Consider the following 22,008-nt stretch of genomic DNA (forward strand, 5'->3'; position numbering starts at 1 on the left):
CCGGCCCGCGTCCCCCCGCCCCCCCCCAACCCACCCGCGCCCCTGCCGAAGGCTCCGACCACCTGCAAGGCAACCGCGTCGCCGCCGATGGTTCCGACCACCTGCAAGGCAACCGTGTTGCATAAACCCAACTGCCCTACCGCAGTCCTCCACAAAAAACCGGCCTGATCAGCCGGTTTTTTGTTGCCCGTCTTCAGCAGTCTCCAGAGTTTTCCGGCTGACCTGGTTTAGTTGGATGCACGATCCTCTGTAGGAGCTGGCTTGCCAGCGAAGGCGGTGGGTCAGTCGAAATCTTTATCGCCTGGAAAAACGCCTTCGCTGGCAAGCCAGCTCCTACAGAGAATCGCGCCAGCGCCCCCCCCTGGGTAATGGATATACCGCCCCATTTCCATTCCTGATGAACAGCATTACAACGGATTAAGGACTGTTTCATGCACGATTTTTAAGCGAGTCTAAGGCACCCTCTCAGGACCCCCTGACATGAGCAAAACCGAAGCCCTGGCCAAAATCATGCTCGGCCCCCTATTGCTGATGCAAGGTGCCTACACCCGCCGGATCACGCCGAAATTGCCGGAGGCCAAGGGTGAGCGCGAAGGTCTGGCCGGCGATGGCGAGCCTCTGCGTCTGTTGATTCTTGGCGACAGCGCCGCGGCGGGTGTCGGGGCGCCGACGCAGGCGCAAGCCCTGAGCGGTCAGGTGGTCAGTCGCCTGGCCAGGGCGTATCAGGTTGGCTGGAAGCTCTGGGCGCGGTCCGGTCTTGATTCGCAAGCCTTGCTGGAACTGCTCGAACAGCACGGGCCGGAACCCTTCGATGTGGCGCTGCTGTCCATCGGCGTCAATGACGTCACCGGTGCGCTGACGGCGGATCAGTGGGTCACCCGACAACAGCAGTTGCTGGCGATACTGGCCGACAAGTTCGGCGTCAGGCTGATCGTCGTCTCCCCTCTGCCGCCGATGCATTTGTTTCCCGCCTTACCGCAACCGCTGCGTTGGTACCTGGGAAACCGGGCGACGCGATTTAACGGGCGCCTCGCTGAACTGGCAGATCGCACGGATCGCTGTACGCTGTTGACGACCCACCTGGCACCCGTGGCCGGTGCGATGGCGCCAGACGGTTTCCATCCGGGGCCGGCGATCTACAGCGCCTGGACAGGTGACGCCGCGCAGGTCATCGCCCGGCACTTGGGAAGAACCCCGTCAGGCACGCTTTGAACAACAACAAAAAACAGGAGTTGACCATGTCTGAACTGCAACTGCACCCCAAAGCCGCAGAGTCCTTGAGCCTGTGGCACGCGATGATCCGCACCGGCGACCTGAAGGCCTTGCCCGGTTTGCTGGGCCCACAGGCCGTGTTCCGCTCACCAATGGCGCATACACCGTATCCCGGTGCCCCGGTGGTTTCGATGATTCTCAACACGGTATCCAAGGTGTTCGAAGACTTTACCTACCACCGTGAACTGGCGAGCGCCGACGGCCTGAATGTCATCCTCGAATTCAGCGCCAGGGTCGGCGAGAAACAGCTCAAGGGCATCGACATGATCCGCTTCGACGAACAGGGGAAAATCGTCGATTTCGAGGTGATGGTCCGGCCCATGAGCGGCTTGCAGGCCCTGGGCGAGGAAATGGGCAAGCGCCTGGGTGCTTACCTGGCCGCCAGCAAAGCCTGATCGTTGTGCAAGGCCGGTCGAGACTTCGGCACCATCTGCAACTCGACCGGCTCACAGAAAAACGCACTGCACCTCGAGCGCAGCCAGCGCTGTCCGCAATCGCTGTGCGCCGCTGCACGCCAGACCATCGACAACTCCGGTGTCGGCAATGGCAACGGTGCCGGCTCGGCCCTCACGCCCCCCACTGACGTCATGGCCTTGGCCACGTAATCCGGCACGATCGCCAGCAAGTCGCTTTGTGCCAGCAACATCGGCAAGGCACTGAACTGCGGCACGGTCAGCACCACTTTGCGCTGCCGCCCCAGCCGGCCCAGCGCGTGGTCGGTGTCATCCGTGGCATTGCCCATGGACGACACCACCGCGTGGGGGCGTCGGCAAAACTCTTCCAGCCCCAGAACGCCGGGCCGGATATCGGCTCGCAACAGCATCGGCCGGATCGGCCGCAAGCCCTTGCGATGCGCATTGGCCGGCAAGTCGAGGGTATGGCTGATGCCCACGGAAATGTCACCGTTCATCAACCGTTGCGACATCTGCTGCTGATCGACACGCAGCACGATCAAGGTGATGTTCGGCGCCTCGATCCGCAGGTGCCGTAGTAGCCGTGGCAGCAACGCATATTCGACATCATCGGAAAGCCCGACGTGAAACGTCGTCTCGCTGGTGCGCGGGTCGAACGGCTGGCAACGGCTCAGCGCAGCGGCAATGCCGTCCAGCGCCGGTGCCAGGTTGGCGAAAATCTCTTCGGCCCGCGCGGTCGGCTCCATCACCCGTCCGGCACGTATGAACAGCGGGTCATCGAACAGCACGCGCAATCGACTCAGGGCACCGCTGATGGTGGGTTGACCGAGGAACAGCTTTTCGCCGACACGGCTGACATTTCGCTCATGCATCATCGTCTCGAAAACCACCAGCAGGTTGATGTCGGCACGACGCAGGTCATTTCTGTTCATGAGGTTCGCTACCCGGCACGAGGCCATTGAGTTCGAAAGTTCGTGAACAGGTTATGGCCGTCGATGAAAAACGTCTGTCGTACATGGGGACAGCGCGATCATGCGTTAGGTGCGCATGGTGATACCTGGGTATAGCGACGCAGCAAAAAAAGCCAATGCAATAAATGACTTGCACATGCTTTCGAGCGCTTGACCGGATCAGGGGAGTGGCAGGTTTTTCGGGTTTTTTGTCCTAACCGAATGAGAACCGTAGCTCCTAGCATAGCGATGCGATTCACCGCCCAGCCCGAACAAAAAGACGAGGCGCGCATGATCGATTCGAAAACAGACAAGCCTGCCAATACACGCAGCACGCATACATTTTTGAAAGGTAGCTTGAGCAAGATGCTGTTCAATTCAGGCCAAAGGACGACTCGCCCCTTGATCGCAACCAGCCTCAAGCCATTTGAAAACCTGCTGGTCTGGCTGATGGGGCTGATCGTGGCCTGCGGGATCATCGTCAATACCGAAACCCGCACCGACCTCCCCGTCGCAACGCTGTGCATTGCGGTGCTGTTGATGGCGATCAACCTGGTTTCGGTCAGCACGGTGATCGTGGTCGCCCTGTTCTGCATGCTGCTGCTGACGACTGTATTTTTCTACCACGGCGGGTTTGACCGCTGGGAATCAACGGAGGATTTTCTCCATGGCCTGACGTTGCTGGCAGCGATGACGTTGCTGGCGTTGCGCTGCAAAAAAATCTGCAATGGCCTGCAGCAAAAAGTCGTTTATTTTTCCGGTTCCCAGCAACTGAGCCAGACAGGCTGCATGAGCTTTCGCAGTGGTCGTGAACGACTCTCCTGGTCGGACCAGTCGGCACGGATCTTCGAGTATCCGGCAGATGTCATGCCAACGGTGTCGATGATCCTGGCGCGAACCCATCCAGCCGACATAATGCTGGTGCAGGCCGGTTTCGATAAGGCTGGGCGCCATGAGCCACTGATCGAAATCAAACATCGCCTGTTGATGCCCGATGGCCGCATCAAGCATGTGCACCTGACCGCCACCCCCCTCTACACCCACCTCGGATACATTGACTACCTGGGCGCGTTACGCGACGTGACCGCTAGCAAACAGGCCGAAGAAGCACTGTGCCGGGCCCAGACCCAATTGGCCCATGTCTCCCGCGTCACGTCCCTGGGTGAACTGGCGGCGTCCATCGCCCATGAAGTCAATCAACCGCTGGCGGCGATCACCAGCAGTGGCGAAGCCTGCCGCAATTGGCTGAGCCGCCCGGTGCCCGATCTGATCGAAGCACGCCAGTCACTCGACCGAATCATTGCCAATTCCCATCGCGCCAGCGAGATCACGCGCCGCGTCCGGGCCTTGTCGCGCAAGTGTGACCCGCTGCGCCAGAACGAGTCGCTCAACGAGATTGTCAACGAGACCCTGACCCTGGTCCGCTATGAAATGGCCCATCACAAGATCAATCCGGTGATCGAGCTGACTGCATTCGGCGGCCAGGTCAGTGCCGATCGCGTGCAACTGCAGCAAGTGATCATCAATCTGATCATCAATGCGTGCCAGGCCATGGACGCGGTGGACCCGTGCGAGCGTTCCCTGAGCGTTCGTACCTGGGTCAAGGACAACGAAGCCGTGCTGGAAGTGGCTGATCATGGCCCGGGTATTCCCGCCGAGATCCTGCCGCAGCTGTTCATGCCGTTCTTCACCACCAAGGAAAACGGCTTGGGCATGGGGCTGTCCATTTGCCGTTCGATCATCGATTTCCATGAAGGACGGATCTGGGCCACCAGTACCATCGGCCAAGGCAGCTCGTTTCTGTTTGCCCTGCCAATACGGGTCGTCAACGATTCGGGTTACGCCGCAGCCATTTAATACAAAGGTATGACGCAGGCATGCCAACGTATTGATCGGCTACCCGCAGGTAGGAGTGTCGCAAGCCCAGTACACACTTAATGTAGCTCCCTTCGCAAGGAACACAGCGCAGGACGGGTACATGTCCAACCCCTTGGGAACAAGCAATGAACGAACAACATCCCCTCCATAAAACCACCTTAAGCGAATCCATGGTTTTCATCGTTGACGACGATGCGCCGCTGCGTGAATCCCTCGGCAGTCTGTTGCGCTCCATCGGCCTGCGGGTCGAGTTGTTCGGCTCGGTCGCCGAGTTCATGAAATACACACGCCCGGACACCGCCAGTTGCCTGGTACTGGATGTACGACTGCAAGGCAGCAGTGGCCTGGACTTTCAAAACGAATTGGCCGCCGCCGGCATCAACGTGCCTATCGTGTTCATTACCGGGCACGGTGACATCGCCATGACCGTGCGGGCGATGAAAGCCGGAGCAGTGGACTTCCTGACCAAGCCCTTCCGCGAACAGGACTTGATCGATGCGGTGTGCGCCGCCCATACCCGGGACAAACAGCGCCGTGAATCCGAACACTACGCCGACCAGTTGCGTACGCGCCACCAGACCCTGACGGCCCGGGAACAAACGGTGATGGCACTGGCGGCCTCTGGCTTGATGAACAAGCAGATTGCCGGGGAAATCGGCCTCAGCGAAATCACCGTGAAGATCCATCGCGGCCAGGCCATGCGCAAAATGGGTGCTCGTTCATTTGCCGATCTGGTGCGCATGGCGGAGGTAATCTCGGCTCAGCCGGCTATCAGGTGACTATACCCACGTATACTGGGCATCCTTTCAGGACGGCGTATCTTGCAGGGATGGTGGACAGCCTCTAAGTGCTTTCCGCTACCAGGCAGGACACAACTATGTGCAATAAGGCAATGATTGCCGTCGTCGATAATGATGAATCCGTCAGGATGGCACTGGACAGTTTATTGCGTTCCAGCGGATATACGGTGCGAACTTATGCAAGCGCCCACGAGTTCCTCTTTTCCGATGGGCCTGGCGTGACGTCCTGCCTGATCTCCGATATACAAATGCCGGAAATGGACGGCATTGAAATGTATGAAGAACTGTCAGCCAGAGGCATTCATGTTCCGGTGATCTTCATTACCGGAAGCCCCGACGCACAGCGTCATCCCGACGCCAACACCTTGAAGCCAGTCGCTTTTTTCCCCAAGCCCTTCGCAACCGAAAAGTTGCTCGACTGTATCGAAACAGTCCTCGACCCGCACAACTAATGTCTGCTCACAGCGTGCAACTAACACCTTGGTATAGCCCGATAACACTTAGTCATACTGCCAATGACCCAATGTAGCAGTGCCAGAAACCAGGCCCTCGAATAACATCTGTTTCAGATCAAGCCGAACCCTCTCTATTGAGCGATGTACAAGCACATCGCAATAAAGAGCCATAGCGGTCGCGCTGACTGCGCAACACTTTTTTCACGCCCTCGATTGTTCTTCAGGAGCTATAACAATGAAACAACAGATTTTGATTATTGGTGCTGGGTTCGGTGGGGTCTGGAGTGCGTTGAGCGCTGCTCGTCTGCTGGATATGCATGATCGCAATGACGTCGAGATCACCGTTTTGGCTCCACAAGCCGAATTGCGCATCCGTCCGCGCTTCTACGAGCCTAACGTGCACAACATGAAGGCGCCATTGAACGACTTGTTCGACGCCGTGGGCGTGAAATTCGTCCAGGGTTCGGCCGAGGTGATCGACGAAAAAAACAAGCAGGTCAGCTACACCAAGGTCTCTGGCGCACAAGGCCAGCTGAGCTACGACCGCCTGGTGCTGGCCGCCGGCAGTCGCTTGATGCGTCCACCGGTCGAGGGCATGCTCAAGCACGCGTTCGATGTCGACGAGATCGAGTCCGCCACGCGCCTGGAAGCCCACATCAACGGGTTGAAAGACTTGCCTGCCAGCGCGGCCCGCAACACCGTGGTAGTCGCCGGTGGTGGTTTCACCGGTATCGAAACCGCGACCGAGATGCCGGCGCGCCTGCGTGCCGTGCTGGGTGATAACGCCGACATCCGCGTGATTGTGGTCGACCTCGCCCCGCAAATCGCCGCGTCCTTGGGCGATGGTATTCGTCCATCGATTATCGAAGCGTCGGAGCACCTGGGCATCGAGTGGATTGTCGGTACCAGCGTCGCCTCGGTCGATGCCGGTGGCGTCACCCTCGCCAATGGCCAGCGCATCGAGTCCAGCACCGTGATCTGGACCGTCGGTTTCCGCGCCAGCCCGTTGACCGAGCAAGTGCAAGGTACCCGTGATCGTCAGGGTCGCCTGCATGTCGACCAGAACCTGAAGGTGCGCGGTCACGCCGACGTATATGCCACCGGCGACGTGGCCTATGCCGCAACCGATGAACTGGGCAACTTCGCGGCGATGTCCTGCCAGCATGCGATTTGCCTGGGCCGTCATGCCGGCAACAACGTCGTCGCCGAGCTGCTGGGCGTGGAACCGATTGCCTACAGCCAGCCCAAGTACGTCACCTGCCTGGACCTGGGCAGCTGGGGCGCGGTGTTCACCGAGGGCTGGGATCGCCAGGTGAAACTGGTCAAGCACGAAGCCAAGGAACTAAAAACCCAGATCAACACCGTGTGGATCTATCCGCCGGCGGCTGATCGTGCCGCTGCGCTGGCCGCGGCCGACCCGCTGATCCCGGTGGCCTGATCCGCTGGGGTTGCCGGGCCCTCATCCGGCAGCCCCCCTTTTGCAGTGACCTACCCGGATGTGGCAGGTGATGTGAAGTCAATGCCTGTATCCCGACCAGCCCTCTCCTTGCTGGACCGGGACATTTCCCAAGCGCCTGCCACTGGTTTTTTTGGCGGGCGTTTTTTCTTGCAGGAGCGCAAGTAAAACGTAATGAAGAGTTTGCCCGGCCTCTCGGGTGCGTCGTTCGATAGCAAATCTGGAAGAACAAATGTCTATCATCAAACGTTGCAAGCAACTTTTTTTATCAGACGCCATAGCCTGGCTGGCCACCATCGCGGTGGGCAGCATGATCTTCATTACCAACTCCCTGCTCAACGTGGATGTCGCACCGACACTGCTCTACATCACCCTGGTGTTCATGTCGGCCAACATCTTTTCCGTCCCTGTTTTCCTTGCCGTGGCCTTCAGTTGCGTGGCCTTCATGACCGCCAGCTTCATTATCGACGAAGGCTATCGAGACCAGAAGCTGATCGCCGGATTCGTGCGCTGTCTGATCGCACTGAGCACCATCGCCCTACTGGCATTGAGGAGCAAACGGGCGAATGACAGCTTGCGTCGCAAAGAGGCGTTTTTTCTGGGTGCACAAAAACTCAGTCGCACGGGCAGCATCGGTCTCATTGTCGATGATTACAGCGTGTCGTGGTCGCAAGAGTCTGCACGCATCCTGGAGTACCCACTGGATGTCACACCGTCGCTGGACCTGGTCAGGGCGCGCACCCCTGCGGATGATTGGCCGATTGTCGAAAGTGTTTTCGAAAAGGCCGCGCTTCGGGAAAAACTGATCGAAGTGGAACATCGGCTGGTGATGCCGGACGGTCGAATCAAGCACGTGCGGTTGATTGCCAATCCGTTGTTCAACCCTCACGGGCGCATCGAGTATGTCGGTGCCTTGATGGACGTGACCGCCGCCAAGCAGGCCGAAGAAGCGCTGTTTCATTCCCAGGCAAAACTGGCGCACGTCACGCGGGTGACCTCCATGGGTGAGCTAGCCGCCTCCATCGCCCATGAAATCAATCAGCCGCTGGCCGCCGTGATCACCAGTGGTGAATCCTGCAAACGCTGGATCAATCGCGCGGAACCGAATCTTGAAGAAGCACGCCGGTCACTGGACCGGATCATTCAAAACTCTTGCCGGGCCTCCGAAGTCATCGCGTGCATCAGGGCGTTGTCGCGCCAGAGTGACGTGCAGCGCAGGACCGAAGTGTTCGATGACATCGTCAGTGACTCATTGACCCTCATGCAACATGACACCTCCAACCATCAGGTGCGCCCTTACCTGCAACTGCGCGCTCCCGGTGCCCTGGTCAAAGTCGACCGGATTCAGCTGCAGCAAGTGATCATCAACCTGATCGTCAATGCCTGCCAGGCCATGACCAACGTGCACGACCGACCACGAACCCTGCGGATTCTCACCTTGGTGCAGGACAACGAGGCGGTGCTCGAAGTCGCCGATGCCGGCACCGGCATTGCCGAAGACATTCTGGCGTCGCTGTTCGATCCGTTCTTCACCACCAAGCAAAACGGCCTGGGCATGGGACTGGCGATCTGCCGCTCGATCATTGAATTCCATGGCGGTCGCATCTGGGTCAGCAGCACGGTGGGGGTCGGCACGCAGTTCCTGTTTGCGATTCCGCTGACCACCCTGGGACACGACGAATAACCCTCCCCCCACACCTGACGACGCCATGCGGCGACCTGGAGTACCAGCAGTGTCTATCGATGAGATGAGCTACACCCCTGAACGCGCCAACGCCGAGCAGGCACCACCGCGCACCATCGTGTTCGTGGCCTACCCGCAAATAGGCTTGTTGGACCTGACCGCTGCGCAGACTGTTTTTTTTGCGGCGAACCATGGCCTGGTTGAGCGCGGCCGGCCGGGTTATGCCCTGCACACGGCCAGCATGGAAGGTGGACCGATCCCGACGGCCGAGGGCCTGGTGGTGGAGACCCGGCGCCTGAGTGAACTGGTCGATAGCCCGATCGACTCAGTGATCGTCCCGGGCTCCCCGCAGATCCGCCAGGTCATGGCCGACAACCCAGCGCTGGTGGACTGGTTGCGCGTTACCTCAACCACGGCCAGACGCATGGCGTCGGTGTGCAGCGGTACATTCTTGCTGGCACAGGCTGGCTTGCTCGATGGCCTGCGCGTAGCGACCCACTGGGTGATGGCCGATATGTTCGAGCGCCTGTTCCCGCAGGTCGAACTCGATCGCGAGGCGATTTTCGTGCAGCAACAGTCGGTGTGGACCTCGGCGGGCATCAGTGCCGGGATCGATCTGGCCCTGGCGCTGGTCGAGGCCGATTGCGGGCGTGAAATGGCGATGCAAGTCGCCCGGCGCATGGTGGTGTACTACCGCCGCCCGGACAATCAGGACCAATGGAGTCCGCTGTTGCAATCGCAATGCCCGGCCAGTGCCTGACCGCAAACGAGGATGACCTGTGGCAAGTAAGCTTACCTGTGGGAGCGAGCCTGCTCGCGAAGAAGTCACCTCGGTTTTGTGTGGTGCGGCGGATGACGCTTTCGCGAGCAGGCTCGCTCCCACAGAAAAGCTCCCTGGGCACAGGGGGCTCGTGAAAGGCATCACCGGCGTTGCATCAACCACTGCAACAAGCCGCTTTTCTTGACCTCGACGGGCTTTTGCATGACCACGGTCTCGCGGATTTCCTGGCGCTGGTCCTGCAAGTTGCTCAGGGCGGTTTTCAGTTCACCAAGGTGTTCGAGCTGGTTGCCGAACAGGTTTTTTTCAATGCGGAACAACCGGCCGCTGGTGATGCTGCGGAACTCGCCCCGGGAGGGTTTATCGGCAAGAATCCCCTCCTCACCCAAGACTTCACCCGGCCCCATGCGCCCGGCTTCGATAAGCTTTTCGCCATCGTGAATCGATACCGATACCACCCCGGTGCTGATGATCATCAGGCAATCGGCAACTTCGCCGAACGCCAGGATCACTTCGTCGGCCTGGTAGTCCACCGGGCTCATTTCGTCGGCGAGGCTGTCACGTTCAGCGTTGCTCAGCGAGCGAAAGATCCGCACATCCTCCAGCAGCCGACGTTGACGGTTCCAGCGCTGCTCTTCCTGGCCATATCCCCAAATAACGCCTGCCGCTTCGAGGTGACGATGGGCGAGGTCGAACATCAGGTTGCACACTTCGTTCCTGCTCTTGGCCGACGCGATGAACCCCTTGAGCTCGTACTCGGTGTAATCCAGGTGGGAGCTTTTGACCGAGACTTTGGCCGAGCGGGACTGCAACAGCGCCCGGGTCCCGCGCAAGGTTTTTTCCAGGGCATCGATGGCCCGGCGCGGGCGCACACTGCTGGGCACGGCAATGGTCACACTGATGCCGTTGACATCGCCGGGCCGGCTGAAATTGATGATCCGCGCTTTCGCCGCCACCGAGTTGGGCACCACAGCGATGCCGCCCATGTCGGTCATCAGGTGGGTCGAGCGCCAATCGATTTCGACCACCTTGCCCGAGGTGCCATCAATGGAAATGAAGTCATTGAGTTGGTAAGGCTTGGTGGTGTTGAGCACGATCCCGGAAAACACATCGCTCAGGGTGCTTTGCAGGGCCAGGCCGACAATGATCGCCATTGCCCCGGAGGTCGCCAGCAGGCCCTTGACCGGCAACTGCAGGACATAGGCCGCGGCACCGACGATGGCGATCAGGAAAATCACCGCGCCGATCAGATCGTAGAGCAAGCGTGCGCTGTGCCCGGCCCGGGAGACCAGGCCATAGCCGAGGATGATGGTCACGGTCCGGGCCGCGAACAGCCACCAACCGATGCCCAATACCGTGCCCATCAGGTTGAGGATGGCGTCCTCCGGCCATAGCGGCGGCTGTAACGGACTGATGCCGGCCGCGGTCATGACCCAGCTGAACGCCACGAAAATGCCGATGCGCACGCACAAACGCAGGTTGTGCCGCGAGACCCCGATCAATTGCCAGGACGCCAGGTCGATGAGGATCAGGATGACACCGCAGATCAACGGATGAGCCTGCAGGAAGGTGAACATGAATGATTTCTCCACAACCTTGCAGGCGGATGCCCCTCTTCAAACAGGAACCCGCCTGCGATCGCCGTCAGTAAACAGAGTAGCGTTGATGGGAGAAAAGCCGCGAAGACCGTCGCAACGGGCCGTCGAAAAAAACAGGCAACCAGCCTTGTGAATTCAATCGTCCCCGCACTGTAAGCCGCCCGCTGGCATCAGGCACTCCTACCTCAGTGCTAACCGCCTATACCCGGGTATAACGGACATAGCCCCATGTGCTAGGCCGCCGTCTTGAGGTAGGAGTGTTATCGGGCGCGCGTCGACTTAATCTGGCCACATCGAATGGATCAATTCATCGCGCCGATGCGCTGCCTAGGGGACGGTTGTCATGAACGCATTGCAAAAGCTGTACATCGTCAGTCATCCGCTGCGCATCAGTCGCTATGGCGCGCATACGTCCTTGTCCTGCGCCGAGCGTGTGGAGATCATCGATGTACTCAATGACATCCTGGGCACCGTGCTGAGCCTCCTCGCGCAGCTCAAACGGGCTCAGCAGCAGCTGCATAACGTCAGCTTCCTGCCGGTCCAACAACTGTTTCATCGCCTGGTGCGCGCCAATACCGGCTATGCCGACTTCCTGAGCACGGCCATCACCGACCTGGGTGGCTACGCCGACACCGCAACGCTCTATCACCTCAATGACACCGGCGAGTGGCCGTGTTTTGCCGATTGCCTGACCGGCATTGATAGGGGCACACGCCGGCTGCGGGCCGCCGACGCCTTGCTGCGTGATTACCGTGAATGCGCCATCGCCAACAAGGACAACGCCAGCAAACGCTTCTTTGGAGAATGCGTCCGGCACAACGCGCATTTCATCTTGTTGATCGAAGATAACCTGACCCATGAGCCACCAGGGTGAAGCCTCTGGTTAAGGCCTTGCACAAGAATCCGGCAACTAATACACACTTATTAATTCGCTTGTTGATATTGACAACCCATCTCAGCCACCGCGAAGAAACAACCAGACATACCCAAGTATACTATCCCGCATTATTGGAGCGCGTATCTTGCAAGTATGGCGGGCGCCACTCGCAATGACGCAAGGTCTTTACATGTTCAACACACCTATTATTTCAGTTGTTGATGATGACGAATGTATTCTTATCTCACTGGATAGCTTATTGCGCTCTTATGGTTACACAGTAAAAACCTACAACAGTGCCTATGCCTTTCTTCAATCCAGCGGGCCCGAGCAGACGGATTGCCTGATATCGGATATCCAGATGCCCGACATGTGCGGCGTGAAAATGTATGAAGCCCTGGCGGCAAGAAACATCCATATCCCCACACTGTTCATCACCGGCAAGTCCGGTATGCCACCAAAGTTCAGCGACAAGGTGCGACAGCCGGAAGGTTATTTCGCCAAACCTTTCAACACGAATGCGTTGTTGGCCTGTATTGAAGCGATTTTGAAACGCCGGGGTCAGTAACCCGATTGTTCTTAATACGTTGGTTTAACCGTCTCAGACTCAAGCATGCACCCACTGACCGTTCGCAGCAATGCGTCACGGTTCTTGAACAAATAACATCTTCCCTATCAGTGCTTGATTCATTCAGGCCTTTCACGCTTTCCGTGCAACTAAAAACTTTAACTTGAGTAAACCGTGCCATGCCGAAAAACAAACTGACTTCGATCAACGGCGCCCCCGTCGTCGACAACTTCAATACCCAGACCGCCGGCCCTCGTGGCCCTGCCTTGCTGCAAGATGTCTGGCTTCTGGAAAAACTCGCCCACTTCGACCGTGAAGTGATTCCCGAGCGGCGCATGCATGCCAAAGGCTCCGGCGCCTACGGCACCTTCACCGTGACGCACGATGTGACGCGCTACACCAAGGCCCGGCTGTTCTCGGAGGTGGGCAAGCAAACACCGATCTTCACCCGTTTCTCCACCGTTGCCGGCGAACGCGGCGCGGCCGATGCCGAGCGTGATATCCGTGGTTTTGCCTTGAAGTTCTATACCGAACAAGGCAACTGGGACCTGGTGGGCAACAACACCCCGGTGTTTTTTTTCCGCGATCCGTTGCGCTTTCCGGACCTCAACCACGCGGTCAAGCGTGATCCGCGCACCGGCATGCGCAATGCGCAAAGCAACTGGGATTTCTGGACGTCACTGCCCGAAGCCCTGCACCAGGTGACCATCGTCATGAGCCAGCGCGGCATTCCGCGCAGCTACCGGCACATGCACGGTTTCGGCAGCCACACCTTCAGCCTGATCAATGCCAGCAACGAGCGGCACTGGGTCAAGTTCACCTTCAAGTCCCAACAGGGCATTGAGAACCTGAGCGATGTACAGGCCCAGGACCTCATCGGCCGGGACCGGGAAAGTCATCATCGGGATCTGTTCGACAGCATCGAGGCAGGGGACTTTCCGCGCTGGACCTTCTATATCCAGGTCATGTCCGAAGAGCAGGCCCGGGATCATGCAGTCAATCCGTTCGACCTGACCAAGGTCTGGCCGCACCAGGACTACCCGCTGATCGAAGTGGGTTACTTCGAACTGAACCGCAACCCGCAAAACGTCTTTGCCGAAGTCGAACAAGCGGCGTTTTCCCCCTCGAACGTGGTGCCGGGCATTGGCTTTTCACCGGACCGGATGCTGCAGGCGCGCCTGTTCGCCTACGGGGATGCCGCGCGTTACCGCCTGGGGGTCAATCATCACCAGATTCCGGTCAACGCCGCCCGCTGCCCGGTGCACAGCTTCCACCGCGACGGTGCCATGCGCGTGGACGGCAACTACGGCGGCCAACTGGCGTACGTACCCAACAGCGACAACGCCTGGGCCGACCAACCGGACTGGCGTGAACCGCCGCTGAAGATCGCCGGCGCTGCCGGACATTGGGACCATCGTGTGGACGAAGACCACTTCGAACAGCCGGGCAACCTCTTCCGCCTGATGTCGGAATCCGAGAAACGAGCGTTGTTCGAAAACACGGCGCGTTCGCTCAGTGGCGTTTCCCAGGAGGTGCAACAACGGCATATCGCCCACTGCACAATGGCCGATCCGTTCTATGGTGCGGGGGTTGCCAGGGCGTTGGCCGCGATAGATCGGTAAAACACAGATCCAAATGTGTGCGGGCTTGCTCGCGAAAACGGCCTCACGTCATGCATCGCCCATGCGGACGCCTTCGCCAGCAAGCCGGCTCCTACAGTTATTGCGTCAGCCATGGATATTTCATTCATCCCCGGCCCTTGTAGGAGCTGGCTCGCCAGCGAAGGCGGCCTCACGTCATGCATCGCCCATGCGGACGCCTTCGCCGGCAAGCCGGCTCCTACAGGTGTTGCGTCAGCCGTGGATGTTTCATTCATCCCCGACCCTTGTAGGAGCTGGCTCGTCGGACCGCCGCACCGCAGCGAAGGCGGTCTCAAGTCTTGTAGCGCTAATGAAGACGCCTTCGCCAGCAAGCCGGCTCCTACAGTTATTGCGTCAGCCGTGGATGTTTCATTCATCTCCCGCCCTCGTAGGAGCTGGCTCGCCAGCGAAGGCGGCCTCACGTCATGCATCGCCCATGCGGACGCCTTCGCCGGCAAGCCGGCTCCTACAGTTATTGCGTCAGCCGTGGATGTTTCATTCATCCCCGGCCCTCGTAGGAGCTGGCTCGTCGGACCGCCGCACCGCAGCGAAGGCGGCCTCGAGCCTTGCATCGCGATCCCGATCAGATTTCCCAGATCAGGTTCACGGCGGTGTAACGCCCAGGTTGAGTCAGGCGGCCGAGGCCGGCGGCGTTTTCATCGCGGCCCTGGACGTCGCCCCAGTTCCAGTACTTTTGATCGGTCAGGTTGAACAGCCCGGCATTGATCGATACTTGCTCGGTCACTTGCCACCAGGCATTGAGGTCGAGCACGCCGTAGCCCGGGGTTTCGAACTGGCGGTTGATCAGCAATTCGGCATCTTTGGTGTGGTCGACGCGGTCCTTGGCCTGCACCAGGGTCCAGGTCAACTGACCGCCGTACACGCCACTCGGCGCATCGTAGCCCAGGCCCAATACGGCCTTGAGCGGATCGACGCTGTTCAGCGCCTCGCCGGTCTCTTCGTCCTTGCCACGGGCGTAGGCAATCGAGCCCAGGGCACGGGTGCCCGCCGGCATAAACGCGTCGAGCTTGATATCGCCCTTGGCTTCGGCGCCACGGATGGTGACCTTGCCGATGTTGCGTGGCTGGAAGGTCAGCAGGCCAGTGCCGTTCGGGTCCGGCACGGTGTCGGTGTCGATGAAGTCCTTGTACTTGTTGTAGAACAGCGCGATGCCGAAGCTGCCCAGGTCGTAGCGACCGCGCAGGCCGAATTCGTAGCTGTCGCTGGTTTCCGGTTTCAGGTCGGGGTTGCCGATCTGCTGGTAACCGAATTGCGGATTGCTGAATTCGCCGAACATGTTGATCGCGCTTGGCGCGCGGAAACCGGCGGCGTATTGGCCGTACAGGCTTTCGTGTTCGGTCAGTTGATAGGTCACACCGAGTTTCGGCGAGATGTGATCGTCGGTGATGCGCGACGGATCGGTTTCCGATGGCAGGCCGTTGAGGTACTCCTGGGTGACATGCGGCGTCTGGCGGTAGTAGTCGTAGCGCACGCCGGGCAACAAGGTCCAGCGGCCGATCTCGATGTTGTCCTGCACGAACAGGCCCAGGGAATCGCTGGTCGGGTCCGGGAAGTCGCTGACCGGGAAATTCTCCGTGGCTGGCACTGTTGCGCCGGTGTCCAGACGCACTTCACTGCCCTTGCGCAGGTTACTGGCGTCGATGCGCTTGACCTCGGCACCGTAGATCAGGTGGTGTTGGGTATCGGCGATGGCGAATTCTTTGTCGAGCTGAGTATTGAGGCTCCACAGGCGCTCATCGTATTGCGAGTCGCGGGTACGCACGCGGTTCACACGGGAGACAGTCTGGCGCTGCTGCAAAGTCTTCTGGTTGTTGCCGCTTTCCTGATAGTTCAGCTGCCATTGCAGCTTGTCGGCCAGCAGGCTGTCCAGGCTCAGGGTGTGCGCCAGGCTATAACGGGTGCGGTCGATGCTGTCTTCGGACGTGGAGCCGAGAATCGCCGGGCTGGCCGTGGTGGCGCGGGTGACGACGTCGCTCAGCAGGTTGCTGTCGGCGTCGTCCTCGTAGCGCTCGTAGGTGAACTGCAAACGGTCGCCGTCGGCGTAGTCCCAACCCAGTTTGGCCAGCAGGTTCTTGGTGGTGTAGTCGAGCGGGTTGGCGTCCTCGCGGGTTGCGCCGACGCCGCCAATACCGCCCCAGGTATCGGTGGACTGGCCATCGCGGCGTCCCAGGTGCAGCAGGCCGTCGACCGAGCCTTCACGGGCGGCGAAGGTGGCGCTGCGCTGCCAGCTGTCATCGCTGCCGTCATAACCGGTCTTGAAGCGGGCGTAGGTGTCGTCGCCCTCCTCCAGGTAATCGCCGGCGTCCTTGGTCAGGTAGCTGACCGCACCGCCGATGGCGTCGCTGCCGTACAGCGAAGAAGCCGGGCCGCGGATGATTTCCACTTGCTTGACGGTGTCGAGGTCGACGTAGTTGCTGCGCACGTCCTGGAACGGGCTGAAGAAGTTGCTCTGCGGCATGCGCACGCCATCGACCTGGGTCAGTACGCGATTGGCGTTGATCCCGCGGATGGTCGCCCCGGTGTTGCCAAAGCGGCTACCGGTGCCCTCCACCGAAACGCCCGGTTCATAGCGCACCAGGTCCTTGAGGTCCTTGTCGTTGTGCTGATCGATTTCCCGTTCGTTGTGCACCGACACCGTGCTCGGCACTTGCAGCAGGGTTTGCTCGGTGCGGGTGGCGGTTACGCTGACGGTATCGAACTGGGTCACGGGTTCTGCAGCCAGGGCCAACGATGGCGACAGCAACAACAGGGACAGCCAGGGACGCTTGGCGAATGGCGGGCGGATCGACATCTACTCACTCCTGATGTGCAGACAGCCGTCACTTGGCAGGACCTTTGGCAGGACCTTGTCAGCGGTTAGAGCTGTCCGGCATGTGTTTGATTTTTTAGGTAACGCAGCGTTCGAGACCTTTCTGGGAAGGCCTGGACCAAACGCTTGCTTGGCAGCGGGGGGCGAAGATAAACGAGCTTGACACGCAAATGCAAATTATTATCATGTGCGTTCTCATCAGGAATAAGTACGAACGTACATGAAGCACTTTTGGGGCTATCTGCTGCTGTCGGTTGCGCTGCATCTGAGCGTGGGCTGGCTGTTGCGCGAGTTTCGGGCCGAGGCTGAACCGCTCGCCTGGCAGCCGCCGATGGCGATTCAACTGGTCGATCTTGAACCGGTGGCGAAGGCCAACCCGGCTCCCGCTGTACGTCCCGAGCCGGTGCGTCAGCCCATTACGCTGCCGAAGGCCTTGGTGCCGGCGAAAGCAGAACCTGCATCCGTCAAGCCCCTGCCGGTCAGTACCCAGCCTGCGATCGTCAAGGCGGCACCACCCGTGAAACCGCAGCCACAGACACCGTCACCAAAACCTGTCGAGCCGCGTCCGGCTCAACCTTCAAGTTCCCCCTCTTCAACGGTGCAAGCCGCCACGCCATCCGCGCCAGCAAAGTCAGTCATTACCCTGCCCCCGGCCATGATCACCCCGGCTCCACCACTCACGCCCGTGGTCAGCCTGCGCCCCAGTTTCGTCACCCCGCCACCGGCACCGCGCTATCCGAACACCGCACGCCGGCGCAATCAGCAAGGCATCGTGCGGGTCGAGGTACACCTGGATGAACGCGGTCAGCAGCTCAAGCGTGTGCTGACCCGTTCCTCCGGTGTGGACAGCCTCGACCAGGCCGCGCTGGAAGCCGTTACCCAATGGCGTTTTCGCCCGGAAATTGTCGATGGCCGGGCCGTGCCCAGCCGCGTGGAAATACCCATAGAATTCGCCCTCACGGCGAACCGATGACCCTGAAGGAGTTCACATGACCGCTCAATCCAACGCCCTGTCCGCGACCCCGGCGCTGTACCAGAACTGGCAACAGCTGCGTGCCGAACAGTCGGGCCTGCGCGCCCGCGATGCCGCTGCAAAACTGGGCGTCAGCGAGGCCGAGCTGACCGCCAGCCGCCTGGGCACTGACGCCGTGCGCCTGCGCCCGGAGTGGGCGGCGTTGCTGCCGGCACTCGGCGAGCTGGGCTACATCATGGCCCTGACCCGCAACGAGCACTGCGTGCACGAGCGCAAGGGTGTGTACGCCGACGTGACGGTGATGGGCAGCGGTCAGATGGGCATGGTGCTGTCGCCGGACATCGACCTGCGCCTGTTCCTCAGCGGATGGGCCAGCGTGTTCGCCATCGACGAAGCTACCGCCCGTGGCCCGCAACGCAGCATCCAGGTGTTCGACCGCCAGGGTGTGGCCGTGCACAAGGTGTTCCTCACCGCCACCAGTGAAGAAGCCGCCTGGGCTCCGTTGATCGAGCGTTTCCGCGCCGAAGAGCAAAGCACCGAGCTGGACCTGCAACCGTTACCCGAAGCCAAGGCCCCGCGTGCCGACGCCGACGTGGACGTTACCGCCCTGCGCAGCGAGTGGTCGCAGCTCAAGGACACCCACGATTTCTTCGCCCTGCTCAAGCGCAACGACGTGGCGCGCACCCAGGCCCTGCGCCTGGCCGGTCACGAATGGGCCGAACCCCTGGCCACCGTCGAGCTGACCAAGGTCATGGAAGCCGCCGGTCAGGGCGAAGTGCCGATCATGGTCTTCGTCGGCAACAAGCACTGCATCCAGATTCATTCCGGCCCCGTGAGCAACCTGCGCTGGATGGACACCTGGTTCAACGTACTTGATCCAAACTTCAACCTGCACCTCAAGACCACCGGCGTGACCGAACTGTGGCGTGTGCGCAAGCCGAGCGTCGATGGCATCATCACCAGCTACGAAGGTTTCGATGCCGACGGTGAACTGGTCATCCAGCTGTTCGGCGTGCGCAAGCCGGGCATCCCGGAGCGTGACGACTGGCGTGCCCTGGCTGAAACCGCCACCGTCCTGATCGACTAAGGAAGTCTTACGATGCAAATCAAATCACTGCTGGCCTGCGCCGGCGTGCTCCTCAGCCAGATGGCGGTGGCCGATGCCCTGCCCCAGCGCTGGGTCAGTGCCGGTGGCGCGTTCAGCGAATGGGTGGTTGCCCTGGGTGGCGAAAGCAAACTGGTGGGTGTCGACAGCACCAGCCAGTACCCGCGCTCGCTGCACAGCCTGCCGGGCATTGGCTATCAGCGTGCGCTGGCGGCCGAAGGCATTCTGGCGCTGAAGCCGGACATTCTGGTGGGCAGCGCGGAAATGGGCCCGCCACCGGTGCTGGCTCAATTGAAGGCTGCCGGGGTGCGCATCGAGTTGTTGTCGGCCAAGGCCGACGTGCCCTCGTTGCAACACAACCTGACCGAACTCGGGCAACTGCTTGGCAAACCTGATCAAGCGCAAGCATTGATGGCCGGCTACAAGCAGCGTCTGGACAGTCAGGCCGCATGGGTCAAGCAGGTGCAGCAGCAAAACCCCGCGCCGCGGGTGTTGATGCTGCTCAGCCATGCCGGCGGCAATCTTCAGGCAGCCGGCAAGGACACGCTGGCCGCCTGGATGATCACCCAGGCCGGCGGCCAGAACCTGACCGAACACAACGGCTACAAACCCGTGTCCAACGAGGCGATGCTGGCCCTTGACCCGCAGGTGATCATCTTCGCCGGCGGCCGTCTTGAAGGGGATGCCGCGCGGGCTGCCCTGCTTGAGCAGAATCCGATCCTCGCGCAAACCCGGGCCGGTCGCGAAGGCCGGGTACTGGTGATCGATCCGACGCTGCTGGTCGGCGGTCTGGGTCCGCGTATTCCAGATGCACTGACCACATTGTCGAAGGCGTTCTACCCGTCCGCACAGATTGCCCAGCTCCAGAAAACCGAGAACAACCGATGACGGCCATTGTCCGGCCGCGGCCGATGCTGATTGCCTTGGGACTGTTGCTGGCGCTGGTGTTCTGGCTGTCGCTGGCTCTGGGGCCGGTCAGTCTGCCGCTGGGTGATACCTTGCTCGCCGGGTTGCGTCTGCTCGGGCTGCCGGTTGATGGCGGTGACACGCAACAGGCGGAGTTGATCCTCGGCCAGATCCGCCTGCCGCGCAGTTTGCTCGGCATCGCGGTCGGCTCGGTACTCGCATTGTCCGGCGTGGCCATGCAAGGCTTGTTTCGCAACCCGCTGGCGGATCCGGGGCTGGTCGGAGTATCCGGTGGCGCTGCATTAGGCGCGGCTCTCGCCATCGTCGGCGGAAGCATGCTCGGTGGCTTGCCGCCGGCCATCGAACCGTATCTGTTGTCGGTTTGCGCCTTCGCCGGTGGCCTGATCGTCACGGCGGTGGTCTATCGCTTCGGCCGCAGCAATGGCCAGACCAACGTCGCCACCATGCTGCTGGCCGGCGTAGCGATGACCGCCATGGCCGGTGCCGGCGTCGGCTTGTTTACCTATCTGGCCGATGACGCCACGTTGCGCACCCTGACCTTCTGGAACCTGGGCAGCCTCAACGGCGCCAGCTACTCGCGTCTGTGGCCATTGCTGATCGTGGCGGTGGGCGTGGCGTTATGGTTGCCCCGTCGGGCGGCGGCGCTCAATGCGATGCTGCTGGGTGAATCCGAAGCACGGCACCTGGGCTTCAATGTCGAGCGGATCAAGCTGGAACTGGTGCTGTGCACGGCGCTGGGTGTCGGAGCCGCCGTGGCGGCCGCGGGCCTGATCGGGTTTATCGGTCTGGTGGTGCCACACCTGATGCGGCTGCTGATCGGCCCGGATCATCGGGTGCTGTTGCCGGCGTCGCTACTCGCCGGAGCCAGCCTGCTGTTACTGGCCGACCTGGTCGCCCGCCTGCTGCTGGCGCCGGCCGAATTGCCGATCGGCATCGTCACCGCACTCATCGGTGCACCCTTCTTCCTTTATCTGCTGGTACGGGGGCGTTCCTGATGCTGCGGGCAAACAACTTGCTGGTCCGGCGCGGCAGTCGCACGGTGCTGGCAGGCATCGATATCGAATTGCACCCAGGGCAAGTCCTGGGCGTCCTGGGGCCCAACGGTGCCGGCAAAAGCACCCTGCTCGCCGCCTTGTGCGATGAGCTGCCGGCCAGCGAAGGCACGGTCAGCCTGGACGGGCGCAAGCTCGCCGACTGGCCGGGCCAGGAGCGGGCCAAACGCCTGGCGGTACTGCCCCAGAGCTCGAGCCTGAACTTCGCTTTCTCGGTCAATGAAGTGGTGGGCATGGGTCGTTTGCCCCATGCCAGCGGTCGTGTGCGCGATGCCGAAATCGTCGCCGAAGCGCTCGGCGCCGCCGACGCCCTGCACCTGGCCGGGCGCAGTTATCTGGCGTTGTCCGGTGGCGAACGCCAGCGGGTGCACCTGGCACGAGTACTCGCCCAACTGTGGCCGGGTGCCGAGGGGCAGACGCTGCTGCTCGACGAGCCGACCTCGATGCTCGACCCGCTGCACCAGCACACTATCCTGCAAGCAGTGCGTGATTTTGCCGGACGCGGTGCGGCGGTACTGGTGATCCTGCACGACCTCAACCTGGCGGCGCGTTATTGCGATCACCTGCTGCTGTTGCAGGACGGTCGCCCCCACGCCTACGGCACGCCGGACGACGTCCTGACCGCCGAAGCTCTGCAAGCGGTGTACGGGCTACAGGTGCTGATTCACCAGCACCCGGAACGCGGCCACCCGTTGATTATCGCGCGCTGATACCCGCCCTCTCCCGCCGTTGCGCGTGAGGGGGCCACTGTC

Annotated in this window: 19 protein-coding genes and 1 pseudogene; 16 read left to right on the forward strand and 4 right to left on the reverse strand. The window is 60.8% G+C overall.

The annotated features are described in order from the left end of the window. Positions 1-480 precede the first annotated feature (480 nt). On the forward strand, positions 481-1,212 hold the full coding sequence (locus GPL81_RS17455) for an SGNH/GDSL hydrolase family protein (RefSeq protein ID WP_160107735.1): 732 nt from the start codon (positions 481-483) through the stop codon (positions 1,210-1,212). Between the two features lie 26 nt (positions 1,213-1,238). After that, on the forward strand, positions 1,239-1,667 hold the full coding sequence (locus GPL81_RS17460) for a nuclear transport factor 2 family protein (RefSeq protein WP_160107736.1): 429 nt from the start codon (positions 1,239-1,241) through the stop codon (positions 1,665-1,667). On the opposite strand, the gene GPL81_RS17465 is transcribed toward GPL81_RS17460, so the two are convergent. Further along, positions 1,643-2,617 carry a LysR family transcriptional regulator gene (locus tag GPL81_RS17465; RefSeq protein ID WP_160107737.1) on the reverse strand — a complete coding sequence of 325 codons (975 nt, stop codon included), beginning with the start codon at positions 2,615-2,617 and terminating at the stop codon, positions 1,643-1,645. The two genes, GPL81_RS17460 and GPL81_RS17465, sit on opposite strands and share 25 nt — an antisense overlap. Positions 2,618-3,037: 420 nt before the next feature. Between GPL81_RS17465 and GPL81_RS17470 the strand changes: the two genes are divergently transcribed. The 4 genes from GPL81_RS17470 to GPL81_RS17485 all read left to right on the forward strand — a co-directional run bounded on the left by GPL81_RS17470 (position 3,038) and on the right by GPL81_RS17485 (position 7,206). Then, on the forward strand, positions 3,038-4,492 hold the full coding sequence (locus GPL81_RS17470; protein ID WP_343038527.1) for a sensor histidine kinase: 1,455 nt from the start codon (positions 3,038-3,040) through the stop codon (positions 4,490-4,492). Between the two features lie 146 nt (positions 4,493-4,638). Beyond that, the gene (locus GPL81_RS17475) at positions 4,639-5,292 is read left to right on the forward strand and encodes a response regulator transcription factor (RefSeq protein WP_096510195.1); all 654 of its coding nucleotides are present in this window, start codon (positions 4,639-4,641) and stop codon (positions 5,290-5,292) included. 98 nt (positions 5,293-5,390) lie between these two features. After that, a complete protein-coding gene (locus GPL81_RS17480; RefSeq protein WP_160107739.1) occupies positions 5,391-5,765 on the forward strand; it encodes a response regulator transcription factor in 375 nt (124 codons plus the stop codon). Between the two features lie 238 nt (positions 5,766-6,003). Next, complete coding sequence (locus tag GPL81_RS17485; RefSeq protein ID WP_160107740.1) at positions 6,004-7,206, forward strand: NAD(P)/FAD-dependent oxidoreductase; 1,203 nt, start codon at positions 6,004-6,006, stop codon at positions 7,204-7,206. Between the two features lie 78 nt (positions 7,207-7,284). Here GPL81_RS17485 and GPL81_RS31110 read toward each other — a convergent pair whose 3' ends face one another. After that, positions 7,285-7,545, reverse strand: coding sequence for a hypothetical protein (locus tag GPL81_RS31110; RefSeq protein ID WP_178122608.1), 261 nt, complete (start codon positions 7,543-7,545; stop codon positions 7,285-7,287). Here GPL81_RS31110 and GPL81_RS17490 point away from each other — a divergent pair. Together GPL81_RS17490 and GPL81_RS17495 are read left to right on the forward strand one after the other, a co-directional pair. Then, on the forward strand, positions 7,535-8,908 hold the full coding sequence (locus GPL81_RS17490) for a sensor histidine kinase (protein ID WP_246218944.1): 1,374 nt from the start codon (positions 7,535-7,537) through the stop codon (positions 8,906-8,908). The genes GPL81_RS31110 and GPL81_RS17490 overlap by 11 nt on opposite strands. 64 nt (positions 8,909-8,972) lie before the next feature. Beyond that, positions 8,973-9,665 (forward strand): annotated as a pseudogene (locus tag GPL81_RS17495) (AraC family transcriptional regulator); the annotation flags it as partial. A 164-nt stretch (positions 9,666-9,829) separates the two neighbouring features. On the opposite strand, the gene GPL81_RS17500 reads toward GPL81_RS17495, so the two are convergent. Next, a complete protein-coding gene (locus GPL81_RS17500) occupies positions 9,830-11,263 on the reverse strand; it encodes a mechanosensitive ion channel family protein (RefSeq protein WP_160107742.1) in 1,434 nt (477 codons plus the stop codon). Positions 11,264-11,627: 364 nt separating this feature from the next. Between GPL81_RS17500 and GPL81_RS17505 the strand changes: the two genes are divergently transcribed. The 3 genes from GPL81_RS17505 to GPL81_RS17515 all read left to right on the forward strand — a co-directional run bounded on the left by GPL81_RS17505 (position 11,628) and on the right by GPL81_RS17515 (position 14,351). Beyond that, positions 11,628-12,158 carry a hypothetical protein gene (locus GPL81_RS17505; RefSeq protein ID WP_160107743.1) on the forward strand — a complete coding sequence of 177 codons (531 nt, stop codon included), beginning with the start codon at positions 11,628-11,630 and terminating at the stop codon, positions 12,156-12,158. 193 nt (positions 12,159-12,351) lie between these two features. After that, positions 12,352-12,729: a response regulator transcription factor gene (locus GPL81_RS17510; protein ID WP_160107744.1), complete on the forward strand. Its 378-nt coding sequence runs from the start codon at positions 12,352-12,354 to the stop codon at positions 12,727-12,729. Between the two features lie 179 nt (positions 12,730-12,908). Continuing rightward, the gene (locus GPL81_RS17515; RefSeq protein WP_160107745.1) at positions 12,909-14,351 is read left to right on the forward strand and encodes a catalase; all 1,443 of its coding nucleotides are present in this window, start codon (positions 12,909-12,911) and stop codon (positions 14,349-14,351) included. 601 nt (positions 14,352-14,952) lie between these two features. Here GPL81_RS17515 and GPL81_RS17520 read toward each other — a convergent pair. After that, entirely contained in the window at positions 14,953-17,181 is a 2,229-nt protein-coding gene (locus tag GPL81_RS17520) for a TonB-dependent hemoglobin/transferrin/lactoferrin family receptor (RefSeq protein WP_160107746.1), read from the reverse strand. A 238-nt stretch (positions 17,182-17,419) separates the two neighbouring features. On the opposite strand from GPL81_RS17520, the gene GPL81_RS17525 reads away from it, so the two are divergent. From GPL81_RS17525 to GPL81_RS17545, 5 genes are read left to right on the forward strand one after another with little or no spacing between them, the layout of a single operon-like run. Next, positions 17,420-18,172: an energy transducer TonB gene (locus tag GPL81_RS17525; RefSeq protein ID WP_160107747.1), complete on the forward strand. Its 753-nt coding sequence runs from the start codon at positions 17,420-17,422 to the stop codon at positions 18,170-18,172. A 16-nt stretch (positions 18,173-18,188) separates the two neighbouring features. Then, entirely contained in the window at positions 18,189-19,259 is a 1,071-nt protein-coding gene (locus tag GPL81_RS17530; protein ID WP_160107748.1) for a hemin-degrading factor, read from the forward strand. Between the two features lie 12 nt (positions 19,260-19,271). Then, positions 19,272-20,165, forward strand: a complete 894-nt coding sequence (locus tag GPL81_RS17535) for a heme/hemin ABC transporter substrate-binding protein (protein WP_160107749.1) — start codon at positions 19,272-19,274, stop codon at positions 20,163-20,165. Then, positions 20,162-21,199, forward strand: coding sequence for a FecCD family ABC transporter permease (locus tag GPL81_RS17540; RefSeq protein ID WP_160107750.1), 1,038 nt, complete (start codon positions 20,162-20,164; stop codon positions 21,197-21,199). The genes GPL81_RS17535 and GPL81_RS17540 overlap by 4 nt, the downstream gene beginning before the upstream one ends. Further along, positions 21,199-21,966 (forward strand): heme ABC transporter ATP-binding protein, encoded by a 768-nt coding sequence (locus GPL81_RS17545; RefSeq protein ID WP_160107751.1) that lies wholly within the window; start codon positions 21,199-21,201, stop codon positions 21,964-21,966. The genes GPL81_RS17540 and GPL81_RS17545 overlap by 1 nt, the downstream gene beginning before the upstream one ends. The last annotated feature ends 42 nt before the right edge of the window (positions 21,967-22,008 follow it).

It is taken from the genome of Pseudomonas izuensis, assembly GCF_009861505.1.
GTDB classification, from domain to species: Bacteria; Pseudomonadota; Gammaproteobacteria; order Pseudomonadales; family Pseudomonadaceae; genus Aquipseudomonas; species Aquipseudomonas izuensis.